This is a genomic window from Rhizobium sp. P38BS-XIX, assembly GCF_012641435.1.
Taxonomy (GTDB): domain Bacteria; phylum Pseudomonadota; class Alphaproteobacteria; order Rhizobiales; family Rhizobiaceae; genus Rhizobium.
Genome location: NZ_JABAIJ010000006.1, coordinates 40,141 through 60,674, shown reverse-complemented (window position 1 = coordinate 60,674; position 20,534 = coordinate 40,141). Strand labels below are relative to the sequence as shown.

22 protein-coding genes are annotated in these 20,534 nt (G+C 60.5%); 7 read left to right on the top strand and 15 right to left on the bottom strand.

Translation table 11 applies throughout. The annotated features are described in order from the left end of the window. Positions 1 to 38: 38 nt before the first annotated feature. The gene (locus tag HGP17_RS19715; protein WP_168812114.1) at positions 39 to 572 is read left to right on the top strand and encodes a gamma-glutamylcyclotransferase; all 534 of its coding nucleotides are present in this window, start codon (positions 39 to 41) and stop codon (positions 570 to 572) included. A 30-nt stretch (positions 573 to 602) separates the two neighbouring features. On the opposite strand, the gene HGP17_RS19710 is transcribed toward HGP17_RS19715, so the two are convergent. From HGP17_RS19710 to ftsE, 4 genes are all read right to left on the bottom strand, one after another. Continuing rightward, positions 603 to 1,406 carry a 1-acyl-sn-glycerol-3-phosphate acyltransferase gene (locus tag HGP17_RS19710; protein WP_168812113.1) on the bottom strand — a complete coding sequence of 268 codons (804 nt, stop codon included), beginning with the start codon at positions 1,404 to 1,406 and terminating at the stop codon, positions 603 to 605. A 97-nt stretch (positions 1,407 to 1,503) separates the two neighbouring features. After that, positions 1,504 to 2,226, bottom strand: a complete 723-nt coding sequence (locus HGP17_RS19705) for a YdcF family protein (RefSeq protein WP_168812110.1) — start codon at positions 2,224 to 2,226, stop codon at positions 1,504 to 1,506. 69 nt (positions 2,227 to 2,295) lie between these two features. Beyond that, the gene (locus HGP17_RS19700) at positions 2,296 to 3,243 is read right to left on the bottom strand and encodes an ABC transporter permease (RefSeq protein ID WP_168812499.1); all 948 of its coding nucleotides are present in this window, start codon (positions 3,241 to 3,243) and stop codon (positions 2,296 to 2,298) included. A gap of 88 nt (positions 3,244 to 3,331) precedes the next feature. Beyond that, positions 3,332 to 3,991, bottom strand: coding sequence for a cell division ATP-binding protein FtsE (gene ftsE, locus HGP17_RS19695; protein ID WP_168812108.1), 660 nt, complete (start codon positions 3,989 to 3,991; stop codon positions 3,332 to 3,334). Between the two features lie 210 nt (positions 3,992 to 4,201). Between ftsE and HGP17_RS19690 the strand changes: the two genes are divergently transcribed. The 3 genes from HGP17_RS19690 to HGP17_RS19680 all read left to right on the top strand — a co-directional run bounded on the left by HGP17_RS19690 (position 4,202) and on the right by HGP17_RS19680 (position 6,023). Then, the gene (locus HGP17_RS19690; RefSeq protein WP_168812106.1) at positions 4,202 to 4,867 is read left to right on the top strand and encodes a hypothetical protein; all 666 of its coding nucleotides are present in this window, start codon (positions 4,202 to 4,204) and stop codon (positions 4,865 to 4,867) included. An 88-nt stretch (positions 4,868 to 4,955) separates the two neighbouring features. After that, positions 4,956 to 5,504, top strand: coding sequence for a hypoxanthine phosphoribosyltransferase (gene hpt, locus HGP17_RS19685; RefSeq protein ID WP_168812104.1), 549 nt, complete (start codon positions 4,956 to 4,958; stop codon positions 5,502 to 5,504). A gap of 159 nt (positions 5,505 to 5,663) precedes the next feature. After that, positions 5,664 to 6,023, top strand: a complete 360-nt coding sequence (locus HGP17_RS19680) for a response regulator (protein WP_168812102.1) — start codon at positions 5,664 to 5,666, stop codon at positions 6,021 to 6,023. Positions 6,024 to 6,234: 211 nt separating this feature from the next. Here the strand turns inward: HGP17_RS19680 and HGP17_RS19675 are convergent, their stop codons facing one another. The 4 genes from HGP17_RS19675 to argH form a co-directional block, all read right to left on the bottom strand. Next, positions 6,235 to 8,976, bottom strand: coding sequence for a TIGR02302 family protein (locus HGP17_RS19675; RefSeq protein ID WP_168812100.1), 2,742 nt, complete (start codon positions 8,974 to 8,976; stop codon positions 6,235 to 6,237). 245 nt (positions 8,977 to 9,221) lie between these two features. Then, entirely contained in the window at positions 9,222 to 10,493 is a 1,272-nt protein-coding gene (gene lysA / locus HGP17_RS19670) for a diaminopimelate decarboxylase (RefSeq protein ID WP_168812098.1), read from the bottom strand. Positions 10,494 to 10,506: 13 nt separating this feature from the next. Further along, positions 10,507 to 10,701: a lipoprotein gene (locus HGP17_RS19665; protein ID WP_168812095.1), complete on the bottom strand. Its 195-nt coding sequence runs from the start codon at positions 10,699 to 10,701 to the stop codon at positions 10,507 to 10,509. Positions 10,702 to 10,800: 99 nt separating this feature from the next. Further along, a complete protein-coding gene (gene argH / locus HGP17_RS19660; protein WP_168812093.1) occupies positions 10,801 to 12,201 on the bottom strand; it encodes an argininosuccinate lyase in 1,401 nt (466 codons plus the stop codon). A 23-nt stretch (positions 12,202 to 12,224) separates the two neighbouring features. On the opposite strand from argH, the gene HGP17_RS19655 reads away from it, so the two are divergent. Further along, entirely contained in the window at positions 12,225 to 12,890 is a 666-nt protein-coding gene (locus HGP17_RS19655) for a TlpA disulfide reductase family protein (RefSeq protein WP_168812091.1), read from the top strand. A gap of 245 nt (positions 12,891 to 13,135) precedes the next feature. Here the strand turns inward: HGP17_RS19655 and HGP17_RS19650 are convergent, their stop codons facing one another. From HGP17_RS19650 to HGP17_RS19625, 6 genes are all read right to left on the bottom strand, one after another. Continuing rightward, positions 13,136 to 14,014, bottom strand: a complete 879-nt coding sequence (locus HGP17_RS19650) for a 3-hydroxybutyryl-CoA dehydrogenase (protein ID WP_168812089.1) — start codon at positions 14,012 to 14,014, stop codon at positions 13,136 to 13,138. 146 nt (positions 14,015 to 14,160) lie between these two features. After that, positions 14,161 to 15,090 (bottom strand): electron transfer flavoprotein subunit alpha/FixB family protein, encoded by a 930-nt coding sequence (locus HGP17_RS19645; protein ID WP_168812087.1) that lies wholly within the window; start codon positions 15,088 to 15,090, stop codon positions 14,161 to 14,163. A 27-nt stretch (positions 15,091 to 15,117) separates the two neighbouring features. Further along, positions 15,118 to 15,867 carry an electron transfer flavoprotein subunit beta/FixA family protein gene (locus HGP17_RS19640; RefSeq protein WP_168812085.1) on the bottom strand — a complete coding sequence of 250 codons (750 nt, stop codon included), beginning with the start codon at positions 15,865 to 15,867 and terminating at the stop codon, positions 15,118 to 15,120. Positions 15,868 to 16,062: 195 nt separating this feature from the next. Then, positions 16,063 to 16,641 (bottom strand): cob(I)yrinic acid a,c-diamide adenosyltransferase, encoded by a 579-nt coding sequence (locus HGP17_RS19635; RefSeq protein WP_168812083.1) that lies wholly within the window; start codon positions 16,639 to 16,641, stop codon positions 16,063 to 16,065. Between the two features lie 114 nt (positions 16,642 to 16,755). Beyond that, entirely contained in the window at positions 16,756 to 16,959 is a 204-nt protein-coding gene (locus HGP17_RS19630) for a twin transmembrane helix small protein (RefSeq protein ID WP_168812081.1), read from the bottom strand. A 121-nt stretch (positions 16,960 to 17,080) separates the two neighbouring features. Further along, entirely contained in the window at positions 17,081 to 17,914 is an 834-nt protein-coding gene (locus HGP17_RS19625) for an SDR family oxidoreductase (protein ID WP_168812079.1), read from the bottom strand. 112 nt (positions 17,915 to 18,026) lie between these two features. Between HGP17_RS19625 and HGP17_RS19620 the strand changes: the two genes are divergently transcribed. Continuing rightward, positions 18,027 to 18,962 carry a YihY/virulence factor BrkB family protein gene (locus HGP17_RS19620; RefSeq protein WP_168812077.1) on the top strand — a complete coding sequence of 312 codons (936 nt, stop codon included), beginning with the start codon at positions 18,027 to 18,029 and terminating at the stop codon, positions 18,960 to 18,962. Here HGP17_RS19620 and gluQRS read toward each other — a convergent pair. Continuing rightward, positions 18,927 to 19,808, bottom strand: a complete 882-nt coding sequence (gluQRS, locus tag HGP17_RS19615; protein WP_168812075.1) for a tRNA glutamyl-Q(34) synthetase GluQRS — start codon at positions 19,806 to 19,808, stop codon at positions 18,927 to 18,929. The genes HGP17_RS19620 and gluQRS overlap by 36 nt on opposite strands. On the opposite strand from gluQRS, the gene HGP17_RS19610 reads away from it, so the two are divergent. Further along, the gene (locus tag HGP17_RS19610; protein ID WP_205926050.1) at positions 19,807 to 20,496 is read left to right on the top strand and encodes a DNA-3-methyladenine glycosylase; all 690 of its coding nucleotides are present in this window, start codon (positions 19,807 to 19,809) and stop codon (positions 20,494 to 20,496) included. The two genes, gluQRS and HGP17_RS19610, sit on opposite strands and share 2 nt — an antisense overlap. The last annotated feature ends 38 nt before the right edge of the window (positions 20,497 to 20,534 follow it).

Here is a 20,534-nt window from a genome sequence, read left to right as displayed (position 1 = left end):
TGGTTGAACTGAAGCTTCACAGTGATTTGGCGTTGGATATGGACGAATTTTGGGTGTTTGGCTACGGATCGCTTATGTGGAATCCGGGCTTTGCTTACGAAGAGAAGTCACAGGCTCTTATTTTTGGTTACAGACGCTCGCTTTGTGTCCGCTCCTGGGTCCACCGCGGTAGCCAGGAAAGTCCGGGTCTGGTGCTGGGCCTTGATCGCGGCGGCTCGTGCCGAGGCATGGCGTTTCGTGTAGCGGCATCGGCCTGGGACGAGGTTCTGACCTATCTGCGCGAGCGCGAACTCGTCACCAATGTCTATCTGGAAAAGACGCTGCCGATCCGGCTTGCCGATACCCGACGCGTCACCGCCGTCGCCTATGTCGTCGATCGTGCCCACCGGCAATATGCCGGAGCGCTGGATGCCGTGGATGCCGCGCGCGTGGTGGAAGCGTCTGTCGGTCAATCCGGTCCGAACGACGCCTATGTGTTCAATACGCTGACGCATCTGCGCGAGATGGGCATTCGCGACCAATGGCTCGAACATGTCGTCGCCGAAGTGGAGCGGATGCGAAAGGCGTCCTGAACTCAAAGCGCCGTCGCTATTCTTCCCAGCTTAGACAGCGGCGGTGACCGGCTTTGCCTTGCCGATTTCGGCCAGACGCTGGGCTGCCGTCGGCGGAACCGGCAGGTTCGGATTGTTGGCGATCGTTTCGACCAGCAGCTCGTCGCTTGCCTTTTCCGTCTCCTCGATCAGCCGTGCGAAAAAGGCGTCCGGATCCAGTCCCGGCTCGATCGGCGGCAGGATGCGGACCTTGATGTGGCCGGGATATTTGCGAAAGGTGCGGCGCGGCCAGAAGAGACCGGGATGCATGGCGACCGAGACGACGGGAATGCCAAGGTCGCGGTACATGCGGGCAATACCGTATTTATAGACCGGCTCCGCGCCCGGCGGGCGGCGGGTGCCCTCGGGATAGATGATGAGCTGGCGCCCGCTCGCAAGTTCCTCGCGAGTGCGCTTCAGCACATCGAACATCACCTTGCCGCGGGCGCTGCGATCCACGGGGATCATGCGCTGCTTCCTAGCGTACCAGCCGAAGAGCGGAATCCACAGGAGCTCACGCTTCAGAATATAGACCGGATCATCGAGATAGGGCAGCAGCGCGAACGTATCCCAGAAAGACTGGTGCTTGGGGGCGAAGATGAAACTGCCCTTGGGGATATTCTCCAGGCCTTCGATCTCGAACGTGGTGCCGACGATCTTTTCCATCAGCCAGGTGCTGGACTTCGCCCAGGCTTTGGGAATGGCGTAGGCCGCCTTGCGCGGCATCAGGAAGTAGATTGGCGTCAACACGATCATGCGGATGATCAGATTGGCATAGAAGACTATATTGAAGAGGATCGAACGCAGGGTAATCATCAAGGGCTTTCCCAAGGCGCCGGCTTGCGCCGACATATGATGGCTTGCCTACACGATTATGGCGTCAATAAAAAGTCGCTCGATGCGCGCTTGCGTCTTAGTCGTTGTCTTCGCCCGGTTGCCGCGAGCGCAGGCCGATCGGACGGCCAAGCCCGGTGATGTTTCTGGCTCCAGCCAGAAGCACCTTGGCATATTCCGCAATCATCGTGCGCAGCGCATTCGGATCGGTGAACCAGTTCTTGGTTTTCAGATCGGAATTGACGACCGGATAGGGGATGAAGTCGGTGGAGGGATCGACATATTTCAGCTCCGCCAGGCTGCGGGGCATGTGATAGTTGTTGGTGACCACCAGAACGCTCTTATAGCCGCGTGCGTGAATCCATTTTGCCGCTTCGCGCGCGTTGCCGATCGTGTCGATCGCGTCATAACCAATGTCGACGCAGCAGTTGAACAGGCTGACGGAGCTTTGGGTCAATCTGCGGATCTGTGTCGGTGTCGTGGTCGGGTGGACGCCCGAGATCAACAGGCGATTGCCGGCGCCGGAACGCAGCAATTCCACAGCCTGGTCGATGCGTTGATAACCGCCCGTGAGTACGACGATGGCATCCGCTTTCGGATCCAGCGGTGGTTTGAGGGTCGTGATCGAGTCGGCGAAATGCAGAAAGCCGCCGAAAATAATGGCCACGAGGAAAATGAAGGCAAAACCGCTCCAGCGCAAAATACGCCTGAACAGGCTGCGGCGCACGGATCCATCGCTGCGGAAGCGCTCCCGCAACGGCGGCGAACTCACGGTCTTGCGAGTCGTCATGTCCATGCTCATGATTCGGTATTATACGCTAATTGCGGCAAGGTACGGGCTAAGCGTCGGCAAAAATTCTTTACGTCAGCGTCAACTTGGAACACTGTCGCTCCTGCCGGGATCGGAGCGGATGAGATCGATCTCGTAGATCGTGCGCATGACGGTGAAGCGCGCCGTCAGCGTGGTGAGCAGGGCAATGACGATCATTGTCGCCAGAATGCCGGCATAGCCGAGCGCGCCCACGGAAAAGGTACCGAAAAGGGCGGTAGCCTGGTCGGTCTGCGGTGTCGCGATCGTACGGCTCTGCAGGAAGCCGGCGCTGGCGAAAAACAGGGCGGCTAGCGCGCTGCCCGCCGCTGACCCCTTGAGGCTGATCTTCAGGAAATGCTTCTGGAATTCGGTCGCGACGAAGGTGCTTTCCGCGCCGACGAAATGCAGGACCTCGACGATATGGCGATTGCCCGAAAGCGCGCCGCGCGTCGCGAAGACCACGGTCAACACCATGGCGGTGAAAACCAGCAGCAGCACGCCGGTGCCGATCAGAACGGTCGTGTGCGCCATGGAAACGAGCCGGTCGACCCAGGTGCGATGGTCATCCAGCGTGGCTTGCGGAATCTGCGCCTTGAGCAGGCTGCGCATCGCCTCGAAGTCGGGTGGGTGCGTCTCGTCTATGGTGATGATGACAAGGCGCGGAACGGGCAGCTCCTTGAGGTCGAGACCGGCGCCCAGCCAGGGCTCGAGAAGGCGGGCGGTCGCCGCTTCATCAACGATCTGGCCGGATTTGGTGCCGACGAAGCTCAGGGCGATATCGCGCGCGCTCGCCAGCGCCTTTTCCATATCGAGATTGTCGTCAGGCTTGATCTGGATCGTGATCTCGCGAGAAATCTGGCTTTCCCAGCTTGCCGCCGTCGAACGCACCATGGAGACCGCGCCGAGCGTCAGGCAGGCAAGGAAGGCCATGATGGCGATGACGACGATCAGCGCATTGCCCTGAATGTTGGAGGAGGGCACGATCGGCCCTGTCGGGCGCACGCGCATTTCCGGCCGTTTGCGCTCCGGAGGTGCGGCGGGCGGCTGCCGCGCTTGTGCGGCCTTGGCATTCGGGGCGTTTTTGCGGGGGCTGGGCTCAGTCATAGATATCGAGATGCCCCCCCGATAGAATCATGCGGCGCGCTTCGATCTGATCCATCAGGGCAAGATCGTGGGTGGCGATGACGACGGCGGTGCCGAGACGGTTGAGTTCGAGAAAGAGATTGAGCAGGCGGCGAGCCATGGGCGGGTCGACATTGCCCGTGGGCTCGTCGGCAAGCAGGATTTCCGGGCGGTCGATGAGGGCGCGGGCGATTGCGGCGCGCTGCTTCTCACCGCCCGAGAGAACCGGCGGCAGCACGTTGATGCGCTCGCCAAGGCCGACCCACTTCAATAGCTCCAGTACGTCCGTCCGATAGGAGCTCTCGTCCTTGCCGCGCACGCGCAGGGGAAGGGCGACGTTTTCATAGGTGGTGAGGTGCTCGAGCAGCCGGAAATCCTGAAAGACGATGCCGACGCGCCGGCGCAGCAGCGGCAGTTCGCTGCGCGGGATGGAGGATATTTCCCGGTCGAACATGCGGATCAGCCCACGCGTCGGCTGCAGCGACATGAACAGCAGCCGCAGCAGGGTCGTCTTGCCGGCGCCGGAGGGGCCGGTCAGGAACTGGAACGATTTCCTCGGTATGTCGAAGGTCAGGTCGCGGAGGATTTCCGGACCCATGCCGTAGCGCAAACCGACGTTCTCAAAGTGAATCAACGGGCAGTCCAGTCTTCCGCAGGGTTCAATCAGGCGACTTGTTAACCAATGGCATTAACAGCCGGTAAATTTTTCTGGAAAGGCGCCCCATTCATGGCGTTCTTTGCGAAGCATTAACCATTAAAATTTACGACTGGGCAGGATTCGTTTCAATGCCCTGATGAGTCATGGGCATCGAAACCATGTGGATCACCGAACGAGGAGGTCATCATGGGCGCTTTTCGCCACCGTCAGCAGCAGGCGGGGCTGGTTTATGACCTCATTCCGCCCGAACGCGGAACGGCATCCGGCCAGGGACATCGCTTCGCACCGAAGCCCGATATCGTCGATGCTGAATTCGTAACGGTATCCGGCGGCCGGGGCAAGGCCGCGGCCGGCGTCAACATGCGCTACGAGGGTCCGGCCGCAAAATCGCCGAGGATGCCGACGCACCACGGTTGGCTGCCGCGCATGCTCTCGACATTGCGCTTTGCGGAAGAGATTTTACAGCAGGCCTCCCGGCGCAGTTTCGTGGCGCTCATCGTATGCCTCGCGGTGCTGATCTTCGGATTGTCAGGCGGATTTTCGGGCCTGTCCGGCGCTCCCGCCGACATGAGCGGCGAACCGCTGCAGTTCTCGCATGTGACGCTGACGCCGCGTGATGAAAACGGCCTGCGGGTGCTGACATTGAACGGCATCATCGAAAACACCAGCGGGGCGACGTTATCCGTTTCGCCCGTTCGCGCCAATCTTTTTGCCGGCGACCAGCTGGTGAGAAGTGTCGTGGTCAATGTGCCGATCGATCGGCTCGGGCCGCATGAAAGCCGCGGATTCTCGACGAGATTGCAGCATCCCGGTGGAAAAACGCCGGATGTTCGCCTGTCCTTCATGCCTTAGGGGGTGTGTCCGCGCGGTCGATTGTGCTAGGGGCTAGGGCTTGATCGCGGCGGACGAGTGCCGCAGCAGCCATGGAGCATGCCAATCAATGCCTGTCGTACGCGGGAAGAATATCGAGCCGCTTTTCACTGCCGAACAGATTGCCGAGCGCAATCATGAGATGGCGAAGGACATTGCCAGCGGACCGACGAAGGATCTTCTCGTAATCGCCGTTCTCAAAGGCTCGTTTATTTTCGCGGCCGATCTGCTGCGGGCGCTTCACGATACCGGCCTTGCGCCGGAGGTCGAATTCATCACTCTTTCCAGCTATGGCGCCGGTACGGTTTCTCAGGGCGTGCGTATCGTCAAGGATATCGACAGCGACGTTAAGGATCGTGACGTCTTGCTGATCGACGACATCCTGGAATCGGGCCGAACACTGCGTTTTGCCAAGGAATTGCTCTATGAGCGCGGCGCCCGCCACGTCTCTCTGGCCGTATTGCTCGACAAGAGCGTCAAGCGCCAGGAAGAGCTCGAGGCCGATTATGTCGGCTTTGAATGCCCCGATTATTTCGTTGTCGGCTATGGCATGGACGTTGCCTATGCTTTCCGCGAATTGCCCTTCGTGGGCGTCGTTACCGGCGACGCCGAGGCCTGATTGTCGGTTAATGCAGGCGGCATGGCCGCCTGTCCCATTCTGCTCCGGCGATGACGAACCGTTAACCACGGAGCCTAATCGCCTGTCCGGCGTTTACCTATCGCAAACGGAATTCTGGTGATTTCGGTCGCGGAACATGACGGACCAGGAGCATTGGCCATGGCAAAAATTCTGATCACGGAAGACGAGGATTCTCTTCGCACCTTCGTCGCGCGCGCGTTGCGTCTGGACGGTCACGAGACCGAGGAGGCAGCCGACGGCGCCGAAGGTCTGGAGAAGCTGAAGCAGGGTGCCTATGATCTCCTGCTGTCTGACATTCGCATGCCTGTGATGGATGGTATTGAGCTTGCCCATCAGGCGCATTCGAGCTGCCCGGGCATGAAGATCCTGCTGATGACCGGCTACGCCGAACAGCGCGAGCGTGCCGACGACCTCATGGAAAAGATTGTCGATGTCGTCGCCAAGCCCTTCGCGCTTCCCGACATTCGCAAGGCCGTTGCCCGCGCGCTGGCTGCCTAAAGCGGCTGAAGGTCGTTCGGATTTGCTTCCGGTATTTTGAGTTTTTGACCTCGAGCATGTCGCCATCGCAAAGTCGTCTGATATTTTTGCGCGACATGCTCTTCATGCCTTATCGTTCGGCATAACTCCGATTATGCCGACATTCCCCCTGTTTCGGGGCGCACTTTCAGACGATTGAAAGCGCAGGCATCTCTTCTGAAACTACCTATGACTATTGCCCAAGGTTCAGCAGGCGTTCCAAGTAGCGACGTTCCTCGGAAAGCGACGGATTGTTGCTCAAACGCTCGCGGATGGCGTCGAGAATCTCGCGGGCACGCTGGGCTTTGATGATGTCGGGCACCATGTTGCCGTCCGGATCATCGAGTGAAGAGCCGTCATTGCGGTCGCGTCCAAGCGGGTCGCGGCCGCTCTGGCCGCCTTGGCCCGGTCCCTGCATTTGTCCTTGCCCTTGGCCCTGACCCTGCTGCATCTGCGCCATCAGCTGGTTCATCATATCTCGGGTGCCCTTGCGCAAGGCGTCCAGCGCGCGTGCCTGACCCTGTACGGCACCTTCGCCATTGCCCTCGGTGAGTTGGCCGGAGGCGCCCTTCATTTCCTGCTGGGCCTTGCCGTAATTCTGATTCGGCTTCATTCCCAGGGAACCGAGGTTTTTCTGAAGTTCGCCAAGCTGTTTGGCCAGATCGTCCTGCTGTTCGCGCAGCTTTTTCAGCGCATCTCGCAGCTGGTCGGCTGTCATACTGTCCGTGGGATCGCTGTTCTTTTGGCCCTGTTGGTTCTGGCCTTGCTGTTGATCCCGTTGATTCTGGTTTCGCTGACCCATATCCGGGCGCTGAGGATCGCCGAGGCCGGGGAGAGGCTGATCCATCAAGCCATCGCCATCCTCGTTCTGATCGCCGCGCTGCATGCGGTCGCGCATGGCCTGATCGAACTTGAAGGTCTGATCCATCAGCTTCTGCTGATCGCGCATGATGCGGCCGAGCTTGTCCATCTGCTCGCGCATCTTGTCATTGGCCTGATTCTGCTGGCGTTGACCCGGCTGCGGCTTGCCGGCCTGAAGGCTGTTCATCATTTCCTGTAGCTGGGACAGCATCTGCTGCGCGGCTTCACGGTTGCCGGATCGGGCAAGATTTTCGATCTGATCCATCATGCGCTGCAAATCCTGCTGGCGCAGGATGTTGGCGGAGCGCTGATTGGGCTGGGCCGGCATGTTGCGCATACGCTCGGCCAGCTCCTTCATATAGGCATCCATCGCCTTGCGCAGTTCGTCCGTCAGTTTCTTGATCTCGGCATCGGAGGCGTTGCGCTGCAGGGCGTCGGAGAGCTTCTGCTGCGCGTCCTTCAGGGCCTTTTCGGCATCGCTCAGCTGCGCATTCTCCATGCCGAGGGCGATCTGCCAGAGATAATCCGCGGTATCCTTGAAAGATGCCGTGTCGCTTGCGAGTTTCATGCGCGTCAAGGCGGACTTGATCGCCAGATAGTTGCCGAGGTCGGGAATGGTTTCTTCCGGACGGAGCGTCAGCGACTTGTTGAGTTCGATCGCCTCCGGCATCTTTCGCGTATCGAGCGCAAGGACCTGACGCTCTTCGGCGACGGCGGCGGCAAGCGGCTGGCTGAAATTGCGAGAGGGCAGGACCATCTCATAGGGCGCGCTGCGGCCGGTCTGTCCGGCGCCGTCCTTGGCGACAAGCGTGATACGCACGCGCTTGCCGGCAAGCGGATCCTGCGTCAGGTCGCGGGTCGCCATGCCCTTGCCGCTACGGCGATCTCGTCGCGGAATATCCAGCTTGTATTCAGGCAGGCCATAAAGCGGCGTGGCCGATGCATCGGCTTCGACCGGCACGATTTCGGCATGCGCTTCTTCGACGCCGTAATCGTCTTTTACCTTGAATCCAATTTCCAACGCGCTGCTGGCATTGGCGTGCGGAATACCGTTAAAGCTGATTTCCGGCGGCTTGTCGGTCACGACATTGAAGGACCAGGACTTGCCGTTGACGCTCAGCGCACCGCCCTTTTCCAGTTTGAGGATATGGGTGTGGGACGTCATGCCATCCAACGCCGGCGGATTGGCGACACCATTCGCCGAGGGAGCGGCAACGGGTACAGCGGGCGTCTTTTTGCCGTCCACCGCCTGATCGTTGGCGTCTACCGTCTGTTCGGGAATTTCCGCGCTCTTGTCCGCGCCGGTTGCCTGAAACAGCACTTTCTCATCGGTGGGGCCGCCGGAAACACGGACCGTCAATTCAGAGAACTGTGGTACGTTCAAGCTGTTATCCGCACCTGCGGCATTGCCGGTCAGATAGATCGGCGGTTGGCCCGTGTAATAAGGCGGCGTGACCCATGCATCGACGCGGACATCCGGATTGCTGGAGGAAGAGGCGGATACCGTAAAGGCGTCACTCAGCGAGCCGCCGCTGTTGGACATGGAGAAGCTGAAGGCCGTGACCACCAGCAATGCGGGGATGGCACGCAGGGCATAGCCGTCATAACGAGCAATATCGGGACGTGGCAGGCCGGCATCGAGGGCCGCGATGCGCTCGGCCATGCGGGTCTGGTGCTCGCGCCATAGCGCCCGGGCGAACGGCGTTTCGAGGGCCGGATCTTCATCCTGAACCGCGACGGGTTGATGCGGCAGGCCATTGCGTTCTTCCAGCAGGCGGTCGGCCTCTCCGACACCTGGCCAACGCATGCGGCGTAACGGATAGAGAGAGGCGACGAAGCCGATCGCGAAGACGGCAAGCATCCCGAAGCGGAGAATATCCGGCGCGATACGGAAGATGCCGAACCAGGCGGCAGATAGAAACAATGCGAGAATGGATACCGGCAGCAGCAACCGTGGCAGAAGATGTTCGAAAACCAGCACGATCCGGGCAAAGAAGCGCTTGACCGCAACCATGCGCGCCAGCGCCGGTCGGTTGGCGAAAGCGCCCTTTTTGGGGTTGCTGGGGCTGGTCATCGGTCCGGTCTTCTCCCGATCTGACGTGGATGGCTGATTGCCCGTTTGGGATGGTGCGGCGTCCCACACGCCTGCACACGCGGCGCCCGGCGAGACGCCATTTTATTAAAGATAACATTCTTTGTGGCGAAGACGAGGGCAAGGAGCATGAAAGGCTGCTTTTTCATCAGACTTCGCCGAAACGTGATCGGGGCAAGCGAAACGTTGATTCCGCCTGCCACGACGCCAATCCGGGAGTGAACCGCTTAATCCTCAAGCCAGGCAGGGATGGAATCCAGGCCGATCAGCTCTTCATAGGTTCCGCGCGGGCGGATCACATGGAAGTCGTTGCCCTTGACCAGCACCTCTGGAACGAGAAGCCGGCTGTTGTAGGTGCCGGCCTGCACGGCGCCATAGGCACCGCCCGAGCTGACTGCGAGGAGATCGCCCGGCTTCGGCATCGCCATCTCGCGATCGAGCGCCAGATAGTCACCCGTTTCGCAGACGGGACCGACGACATCAGCCTTGATGCGTGGCGCCTTGGCATCTCCAAGCGCGACCGGTCGGATCTCGTGATAGGCTTCGTAGAGCGTCGGGCGGATGAGATCGTTCATGGCGCCGTCGACAATCACGAAAGACTTGTTGCCGGCGTCCTTCACGTAGATGACCTCGGTCACCAGGATGCCGGCATTGCCGACGATCAAGCGGCCCGGTTCGGTGACGATCTTGCAGTTGAGGCCACGCAGCTGGTTCTTGACAATCTGCGCGTAAGCATCCGGCAGCGGCGGCGGATTGTTGTCGTCGCGGTAGGGAATGCCCAGGCCGCCGCCGATATCGACGTGATGAATGTCGTGGCCGTCGCCGCGCAGCGTTTCCACGAGATCACGCAGCAGCTTGAAGGCGTCGTCGAACGGCTGCAGCTCGGTGATCTGGCTGCCGATATGCATGTCGATGCCGGTAACCTGAATGCCGGGCAGGTTGGCGGCGCGTTCATAAACGGCGCGGGCGCGCTCCCAGGAAATGCCGAACTTGTTTTCCTTCTTGCCCGTCGAAATCTTCGCGTGCGTGCGCGCATCGACATCGGGATTGATGCGGAAGGAGACCGGTGCGACCTTGCCGGCGCGAACGGCGCGCTGGTTCAGCACTTCCAGTTCGGGTTCGGATTCGACGTTGAAGCAATAGATGCCGGCTTCCAGCGCCACGTCCATTTCCTGCGCGGTCTTGCCGACGCCGGAGAACATGATGCGGCTCGCCGGGATACCTGCCGCCAGCGCGCGGCGCAGTTCGCCGACGGAAACGACATCGACGCCGGCGCCGAGGCGGGCCAAGGTTTTCAGCACCGCCTGGTTGGAATTGGCCTTCATGGCGTAGCACACCATGGCATCGACATCGCCGAAGGCTTCCGCGAAGACGCGGTAGTGGCGCTCCAGTGTGGCCGTTGAGTAGACGTAAAAGGGCGTGCCGACCGCCTTGGCGATCTCGGGGACCGGAACACCCTCAGCGTGGAGGATGCTGTCTCGATACTCAAAATGATTCACGGTCGCTACCTAATCAGAGAAGCGGGTCGAGGATGAACTTCTTGTCGTCCGTGCCGGGCTGTTTCGTCGGCTTGGTGACGTCGCCGCCCTTCGTCGCTGCGGCGCTCGGTGGATCGAGATCGCCTTTGCGGCCACATCCGACAACGGCAAGGCCGACGACCGAAAGCACGACGGTCAGGCGGATGATATGCGGCATGTTGATCTGCATCGAAATCCTCTTGGGCGATAAACGCGGAAGTCACTCTTCTTAGCGAAGTTTCCGCGTCTTGTGCACCCCGATTGTTTGCTTGCGTTTTCGTCAGTCTTTTCAGTTGCGAGCGCGCCAGAAGGCGATCTGCTTGCGCACCTCCGAAGGTGCGGTGCCGCCGAAACTTTTGCGGCTGGCAACCGAGGCCTCGACGGTGAGTACGTCGAAGATCTTGTCGGTGATGGCAGGGTTGATTGCCTGCAGCTCCTCGAGAGACAGCTGGGCGAGATCGCAGGACTTGCTTTCGGCAAGCGCCACGGCGCGTCCCGTCACATGATGAGCGTCGCGGAAGGGCAGACCTGCTTCCCGCACCAGCCAGTCGGCAAGGTCGGTGGCGGTGGAATAGCCGGAGCCGGCGGCGGCCTTCATGCGGGCGGTATTGATGGTCAGGTCGCGTACCATGCCGGTCATTGCGGCGATGGCGAGTTCAAGGCTTTCTGCGGCGTCGAACACCTGTTCCTTGTCTTCCTGCATGTCCTTGGAGTAGGCGAGCGGCAGGCCCTTCATGATGGTCAGCAGCGCCACGAGAGAGCCGTTGATGCGCCCGGTCTTGGCGCGCACCAGTTCGGCGGCATCGGGGTTCTTCTTCTGCGGCATGATCGAGGAGCCGGTGGAAAAGGCGTCGGACAGGCGCACGAAGCCGAACTGCGGCGTCGACCAGATGACGATCTCTTCGGCAAGGCGCGACAAGTGCATGCCTGATATCGCCGCGATCGACAGGAATTCGAGTGCGAAATCGCGGTCGGAGACGGTGTCGATCGAATTCCGTGTCGGCTCGCGGAAGCCGAGTGCTTTCGCGGTCATATGGCGATCGATCGGGAAGCCGGTGCCGGCGAGAGCCGCTGCGCCGATCGGCGATTCGTCCATATGTTCGATGGCGTGGCGCACGCGCGAACGGTCGCGGCCGAACATTTCGACATAGGCCATGCAATGATGGCCGAAGGTGACCGGCTGCGCCGTCTGCAGATGCGTAAAGCCCGGCATGACGGTTTCCGCATGCTCTTCCGCGCGCTCAAGGAAGGCCGCGATGAGATCGGTCAGCGCCTGTTCGCACTTCTGTAGCTCTTCCTTCACCCAGAGGCGGAAATCGAGCGCCACCTGGTCGTTGCGCGAACGGGCGGTATGCAGGCGGCCGGCGGCGGGGCCGATGAGCGTTGCAAGCCGCGCCTCGATGTTCATATGGATGTCTTCGAGACGGCGCGAGAATTCGAAATTGCCGCTTTCGATCTCTGACAGGATCGTGTTCAGGCCGTGAACGATCTTGTCTTTATCCTCGGTTGAAATGATGCCTTGATGCGCCAGCATGCTTGCATGCGCGATTGAGCCGCGGATATCCTGAGCAAACAGCTTCTTGTCGAAACCGATCGAGGCATTTATCTCCTCCATGATCGCCGCGGGGCCGGAAGCGAAACGCCCGCCCCACATCTGGTTGGAGGATTTGGTGTCCGTGCCGTCAGTCATGAGATGCCCACCTGGAGAATGTAATGACAGCAAAGAAGCCGTTCGGTCTGCCGTCCATGAAACTTGTTCTGCTTGCCGCCGTCGCTGGGGTTATTGCCGGCGCGGCAGCGGTATACGTGAAGGAGGCGGGGTATGGCAATGGCGTTGGTGAAACCGCCGCAGCCGATCAATGCGGATCGGCTAGGGATCGTGCTGCTGCCTTAAAGCCCTTCACCAAGGGACAGGTCGCCGCCATGAGCGTGCCACCGGCACCGATTTCGCTGAAGGACGTTTCCTTCAAGGGTGCCGAAGGCCAGCCGCTGTCGATCAGCAGCTTCGCCGGCAAGACCGTGCTCTTGAATGTCTGGGCGACCTGGTGCGTGCCGTGCCGCGAGGAAATGCCGGCCTTGAACACGCTCGAGAAGAGTGCGGGCAGCGACAAGTTCGAGGTGGTCGCCATCAACATCGACACAGGCGATGATGAAAAGACGAAGGCTTTCCGCACGGAATATGCCATCGACAAGCTCAACTATTACCGTGACAACACCATGGGCGTGTTCAATGTGCTGAAGAAGCAGGGCCTCGCCTTCGGCCTGCCGGTGACGCTGCTCATCGACGACAAGGGCTGCCTGCTGTCGGCCATGAACGGTCCGGCCGCTTGGGACAGCGAGGATGCGAAATCCCTGGTGAAGGCGGCGACAGGCATCTAGAGCAATTCCAGGAAAACTGCGCAGCGGTTTACCGCCCGGGATTGCTAGATAACAAAGAAATAGAGCGGTTTGAGGATTCCGTGAAAAGCTGAACCGCTCTAGGCAATTTGCATGGTCACCAACGCTCATGGTCGCATGCGCGTTGGGTTTTCTTCTTGCGAGGAGATGTGATCATTCGTGGCAGGCGCGAGGCCGACCTTCACCGTCAAAGACCGAAGCCTTGAGCGATCCGGGTTGATCCAGAATTACCGTGTCGGAACCGGCGTTTCGCCGCGGTAGTCATAGAAACCGCGGCCGGATTTGCGGCCGAGCCAGCCGGCTTCGACATACTTCACCAGCAGCGGGCAGGGGCGATACTTGGAGTCGGCGAGGCCGTCGTGCAGCACCTGCATGATCGACAGGCAGGTGTCGAGGCCGATGAAGTCCGCAAGCTGTAGCGGGCCCATCGGGTGATTGGCGCCAAGACGCATCGCCGTGTCGATGGCATCGACGGTTCCGACGCCTTCATAAAGCGTATAGATCGCTTCGTTGATCATCGGCAGCAGGATGCGGTTGACGATGAACGCCGGGAAGTCTTCGGCAACGGTGATCGTCTTTTCCAGCGAGGACACATAGGCCTTTGCGGTCGAGAACGTCGATTCGTCGGTGGCGATGCCGCGTACCAGTTCCACCAGCTTCATCACCGGGACCGGGTTCATGAAGTGGATGCCCATGAAGCGTTCGGGACGGTCGGTGGCGGAGGCGAGGCGTGTGATCGACAGCGACGACGTGTTCGTGGCCAGCAGCGCTTCCGGCTTCAGAACCGGGCAGACCTGGGAATAGATCTTGCGCTTGACGCTTTCGTCTTCGGTTGCGGCTTCGATGGCAAGATCGACCGGAGCGAGATCGTTGAGATCGCTCGACCCGGTGATGAGAGCAAGCGCAGCCTTGCGGTCTTCGTCGCTGGTCTTGCCGGAGGCGACCTGGCGGGCAAGGTTGCCGTTGATGGTTGCAAGGCCGCTTTCGATGCGATCCTGCGAGAGATCGTAGATGTGAACCTTATAGCCGGCCATGGCGGACACATGGGCGATGCCGCAGCCCATCTGGCCCGCGCCGATAATACCGATCGTCTTCAGCGAACTCATTGCCAACTCCCCGGCGCGCTCCTGGCGATGCGCTTATGCTCTTAACCACAAATTTGCCGGGCCATTTCTAGCCCGGCAAAGATTGATAGACCTATAAGAGACGATTTTCCAGTGTCTCGCAACTGCGAGAAACCCAATCGAACCGATCACAGCGTCTTTTGAAGTTCCGGCAGGGCTTCGAAAAGGTCGGCGACGAGCCCATAGTCGGCGATCTGGAAGATCGGGGCTTCCTCGTCCTTGTTGATCGCGACGATGACCTTCGAATCCTTCATGCCGGCCAGATGCTGGATGGCGCCGGAGATGCCGCAGGCGATGTAGAGCTGTGGTGCGACCACCTTGCCCGTCTGACCCACCTGCCAATCGTTCGGGGCGTAGCCGGCATCGACGGCAGCGCGCGATGCGCCGACGGCAGCACCGAGCTTGTCCGCGACCGGAAGGATGACTTCCTTGAACTTTTCGGCAGAGCCAAGCGCACGACCGCCCGAGATGATGATCTTGGCGGACGTCAGCTCCGGACGATCCGAAGACGACAGCGCATCGCCGACGAACGTGGAAAGGCCGGGATTGGCAGCCGCAGACACCGTCTCGACCGAAGCCGAACCGCCTTCGGCAGCGGAGGCGAAGGAGGCGGTGCGCACGGTGATGACCTTCTTGGCGTCGGTCGACTGTACCGTCTGGATGGCATTGCCGGCGTAGATCGGGCGCTTGAAGGTGTCGGCGGAAACGACTTCGATGATTTCCGAGACCTGGGCGACATCGAGAAGGGCGGCGACGCGCGGCAGCACGTTCTTGCCGACCGAGGTCGCAGCACCGATGATGGTGTCGTAGGAGCCGGCGAGAGAAACGATCAATGCTGCGAGCGGCTCTGCCAGATTGTTGGCAAGACTTGCGTCTTCGGCAACCAGCACCTTCGAGACGCCGGCGAGCTTTGCAGCTTCGCCAGCCGCAGCCTGGGCGCCGGCACCGGCGACGAGTATATGGATGTCGCCGCCGATCTTGGTTGCCGCCGTCAGCGCCTTGGCGGTCTGGTCGGAGAGATGGGCATTATCGTGATCAGCCAGAAGAAGAATGGCCATGATGTCTAACTCCTCGTTCGGACTGGGTTACAGGACGCCGGCTTCGGTCTTGAGCTTTTCGACCAGCTCGGCGACCGACTTGACCTTGACGCCTGCCTTGCGACCCGACGGCTCTTCCGTCTTCAGGACCTTCAGACGCGGCTCGGTCGACACGCCGAAATCGGCAGGCGACTTCTTGTCGAGCGGCTTCTTCTTGGCCTTCATGATGTTCGGCAGCGAGGCATAGCGCGGCTCGTTGAGGCGAAGGTCCGACGTGACGACAGCCGGGAGCTTGACTTCGATCGTCTGCAGGCCGCCATCGACTTCGCGGGTGACCTTGGCGCTGCCTTCACCGATCTCGATCTTCGAGGCGAAGGTTGCCTGAGCGGTGCCCAAGAGGGCTGCCAGCATCTGGCCGGTCTGGTTGCTGTCGTCATCGATCGCCTGCTTGCCGACGATGATGAGGCCAGGTTGCTCGGCGTCAGCAACGCCCTTGAGGATCTTGGCGACGGCGAGCGGCTCGACGGCATCGTCGGTCTCGACCAGAATGGCGCGGTCCGCGCCCATGGCGAGCGCCGTGCGCAGCGTTTCCTCGGCCTTGGCAGGTCCGATCGACACGACGACGACTTCCTCCGCCTTGCCGGCTTCCTTCAGCCGCAGCGCCTCTTCGACCGAGATCTCGTCGAACGGGTTCATCGACATCTTCACGTTCGACAACTCAACGCCTGTCCCATCCGGCTTAACCCGGATCTTTACGTTGTAGTCAACCACCCGCTTTACTGGCACGAGAATCTTCATGATGTCCTTCCTTCAACACTGCGCTATAGAACATGGCCTGTTCAGCGCCGCTCCGTTTGTCGAATGGCGACATGGATACGCGTTTTTCCCCCAATTACAACGCTTCCATGCCGCAGATAGGCAGATTGCTTGAAAGGCATAAATAACGTTTACGTCAACGTCAATACGTATGCCTTCGATGATTGGTTTGCGACATCAGCGATTCTTGCCGGGAACCCACAGCACGTCGGCGCGCCCTTTGTCGTTTGAATGGCGCGCGGCGACGAAAAGGAAATCGGAGAGCCGGTTGATATATTTCAGCGCAGCCAGGCTCACGCGCTCACCCTGTTCACGTGACAGCGCCACCATCAGGCGCTCGGCACGCCGGGCAATGGTGCGGGCGAGGTGCAGATGCGCGGAGGCGGCGCTGCCCGCCGGCAGGACAAATGATTTCAGCGGATCGAGATCGGCGTTGAGCCGATCGATATCATGTTCGAGACGTTCGACCTGATGGTCGATAATGCGCAGCGGCTCATAGCCCAGCGGCTCGTCGGTCTCAGGCGTCGAAAGATCCGCACCGAGATCGAAGAGATCGTTCTGGATGCGCATCAGCATGGCATCGAGTTCGGGCCGATCTGCCACATGCAGCCGGGCGACGCCGATTGCGGAATTGGTTTCGTCGACCGTGCCATAGCTTTCAACCCGCAGGTCATGCTTCAGTCGTCTTGGGCCGGCGGCAAGGCCCGTGGTGCCGTCGTCGCCGGTCTTGGTATAGATCTTGTTGAGCTTGACCATCTTATTCCTGCGGTTAGAGGCCTTCCGCTTTTCGTCAGATCACGAAACGCTCTATCCCTTTGTTTTCAGCAATTCCGGGCGGGGAAACCGCTAAGCAATTTTCCGGGAATTGTTCTAGGCCGGGCGACCGCCGCCCGTCAGCCATAGCGTCAGCATGATCAGGATCACCGCGACCGCCTGCAGCAGCACGCGCAGCTGCATCAGCCGATTGGAAAGGTTCGGATTGTCGCCTTTCATCATGTTCAACAGGCCGCGAACGAGAACGATCGCGACAAGTCCCATGACAATGATGGCGGCGATATAGGTAAAGGTCGACATGGCTCCTCCATCCTTGTCTTCAAAGCAGCCGGGCTTTCAACGAAATGCCCTGGCCGCTCAACTTCACGATTGTTTCGCAACTCCCTTCGGAACCGCTTGCTGCGTTTCCTCAAGAGCTGCGTCAGTCCAGCCGGCGCATCAGACGATAGAAAAGGTTAGCCGGCAATAGCCTTTTCAGAAGCACGCCCTGCTTGGCCGGTGTCGTGACCAGATAGTGCGGGCGTGGATTCCTGACGGTCAAAGCCGATTTTAGCACATCATAGACCGCTTCGGGTCCCAATTTATGCTTGTTGATTGGTCCTGAGCCGTCCAGACGCCGCAATTGCCTGCGGTATTCCACCGCATGCACGGAGCCTTCGATGTCGACATGCTCGTTGATCTTGGCGAGCGCATTGGCGGTGAACTGGGTCGCGATCGGGCCCGGCTCGATGAGGCTGACATGAATGCCGCTATCCTGCAGCTCCATCCTGAGCGTGATCGTCAGTCCTTCCAGCGCGAATTTCGAGGCGGTGTAGGCGCCGCGGAAGCGATAGGGGACAAGCCCGAGAATGGACGAGCAATTGACGATGCGGCCATGGCCCTGCTTGCGCATCAGGGGCAGGATCTGGCGCGTCAGCTCATGCCAGCCGAAGAAATTCGTTTCGAACTGCACGCGCAAGACATCGGTCGACAGATCCTCCACCGCACCCGGCTGCCCGTAGGCGCCGTTGTTGAAGAGGGCGTCGATACGGTCGCCGGTGCGCTCGCGCAAAGTTGCGACGACGGCGGAAATCGTCTCGGGCTGCGTGTAGTCGAGAAGGAGCGCTTCAATGCCATCAGCAGCGAGAGGAGCGAGATCGGCCTCCTTTCGCACGGTCGCAAAAACACGCCATCCGTCGTCCCTCAAAGCCCGGGCGCAATAGGCGCCAATTCCGGAGGAGCAACCAGTTAGCAGGATTATGCGTTGTTCCGTCATGGGAAGATGATTCCTGTACAAAGCGGAACTCGTTTCCCATATTCAGGGACCCGATACAATCGACAAGCGGTAACAACCGCCGGATGAAATACCGACGTTGAGCGGAGATGGAATGCCGACAGGCCTGCGGACGACTTACAAGGTAATTTACGACGCTGTGTTCCATTTCATCGAGGATGACGGGTTCGCCATGGCAAGTCATGTGGCGCTCTCGACATTGTTGGCCGTGTTTCCCTTTCTGATCTTCGGCACGGCGCTCGCGAGCTTCCTCGGCGCCAGTCAGTTTTCCTCGACCGCCGTACACCTGATCTTCGACACCTGGCCGGAGGCGATCGCCAAGCCGGTGGCAGATCAGGTTGTGCAGGTGCTGACGATCCCTCGCGGCGGCCTTCTGACGATCTCCGTGCTTGCCGCAGCTTACTTCGCCTCCAACGGTGTCGAGGCGCTGCGTATCTCCCTCAATCGCGCCTATCGCGTGCCTGAGACCCGGCCGTGGTATTTCAACCGCCTCGCCAGTCTCGGCTATGTGCTGATCGCAGTGCTGATCTTTGCCATCCTCAGCATCCTGCTGGTCGCCGTGCCGCTGGCGCTCAATTACACCAGGCAGTGGCTGCCGAAGCTTGCCGATATCCTCGACATCGTTTTCAGCTGGCGGATCTACGGCACGATCTTTCTGCTTCTGGCGGGGCTGATGATCCTGCATTTGTGGCTTGCGGCAGGCCGCAGGCGGCTGCTCGACGTCATTCCGGGCGTGCTGCTGACCTTGATCTGCTGGTCGATCGGCGCGCTGCTCTTTGCCTATTATCTCTCGACCTTCGCCAACTACACCGCCACCTATGCCGGTCTGGCGTCGGTGATGATCGTGCTGATTTTTCTCTACATGCTGGCCGTGATCTTCATCATGGGGGCGGAGATCAATGCGGCGCTGATGAAATTCCGCGTGCGGCGCATGCTCTTCGGCAAAACCGGTGATCGCCCGGCGGAGACGCCCTCGGAAAAGACGCTCCCCGCGTCAGAGACCGATACGGCGGCGAAGCTCCACCGGTGAGAGGCCCTGCCGTCGCCATTCCGCGAGGCCTGTATCGCCCAAGCTTTTGGAAAGTTTGTTGCCGTCGGCGCCGAGCAGTAGGCGATGGTGATGATAGAGCGGTTCCGGCAGATCTAGCAGCGTCTGTAACAGACGATGGATCGAGGTGGCGTGGAAAAGGTCGAGCCCACGCACGACGTGGGTAATCTTCTGCACGGCATCATCGACCACAACGGAAAGATGGTAGCTGGAGGGCGCATCCGAGCGTGAGAGCACGACATCGCCCCACACAGCCGGATCGGTGCGGACAATGCCTGTCTCGCCGTCGCCGCTTTCCTCCCAGTACAATGGGCCGCCTGCGGTTGCCAGAGCCTTTTCCATGTCGAGACGCCAGGCGTGCTTCATGTCCGTTGCCAACAGGCGCCGGCGTTCGGTCTCGCTGCGCTCGCGATCGTCGGGTGGATAGAGCGGCGTGCCATCGGGGTCGCGCGGCCAGGATCTGCCTTCAGCCTCGAAGGCGGCAACGCGCGCCTTGACCTCGCCGCGTGTCAGAAAGGCGGGGTAGACGAGGCCACGCCCGATCAGAGACTGCAAGGCTTGCTGATAGGCCGCAAAATGCTCGGACTGCCGGCGCACCGGCTCCTGCCAGCGAAGGCCGAGCCAGGCGAGGTCTGAAAATATCCCCGCTTCGAAATCGGGTGTGCAGCGCGTCTGATCTATGTCTTCGATGCGCAGCAGGAAATCGCCGCCTGCTTCCGCCGCCATATCGTGGTTGAGGATCGCCGACAGCGCGTGGCCGAGATGCAGCGGGCCGTTTGGGCTCGGGGCAAAACGGAACTTCGGCTTTTGACGGGGAATCTCGATCATGCTTTCTTCTGCCACGAATCTTAACCGGGGACTACGAGACGTCATGCAGATCATTCGCGACGAGCGGGATATCGAAGAGGGGCTGGCCGCTCTGCTTGAGATCGATCCGCGCCTGCGGCCGGTTGCCGCAGAGGCCGGCAGCCTGCCGCTGAGGCTGCGCGCGCCGGGTTTCGAGGGCCTGGCCCATATCATCGTTTCGCAAGTTGTCTCCCGCGCCAGCGCCGATGCGATCTGGGGAAAGATGATCGCGGGCATGGGTGAGGTGACCGCCAGTGGCTATGTGGCACTCGAGCCGGAGGCATGGAGAACCTTCGGCCTCTCGCGAATCAAGCACGAAACGCTCCATCGGGTGGCCGAGGCCGTCGCCGGCGGCAGCCTCGATCTTCACGCGCTCAGCGCCGAATCACCCGACAAGGCGCTCGTAGAGCTGATGGCCATCAAGGGAATCGGCGCCTGGACCGCGGAGGTCTATCTGATGTTCTGCGGCGGTCACGCAGATGTGTTTCCGGCCGGGGACGTGGCGCTGCAGGCCGCTGTCGGCATGGCTTTCGGCCATGACGTCAGGCCCTTGGCCAAGGCCGTAGCCCTGGAAGCCGCGGTTTGGTCGCCCTGGCGCTCGGTCGCCGCCCGGCTTTTCTGGGCTTACTATGCCGTGAAAATGCGTCGGGATGCGCTGCCTATAGTTTAATCGGGGACATCCGCGAACAAGGCGCTATGCACTGAATT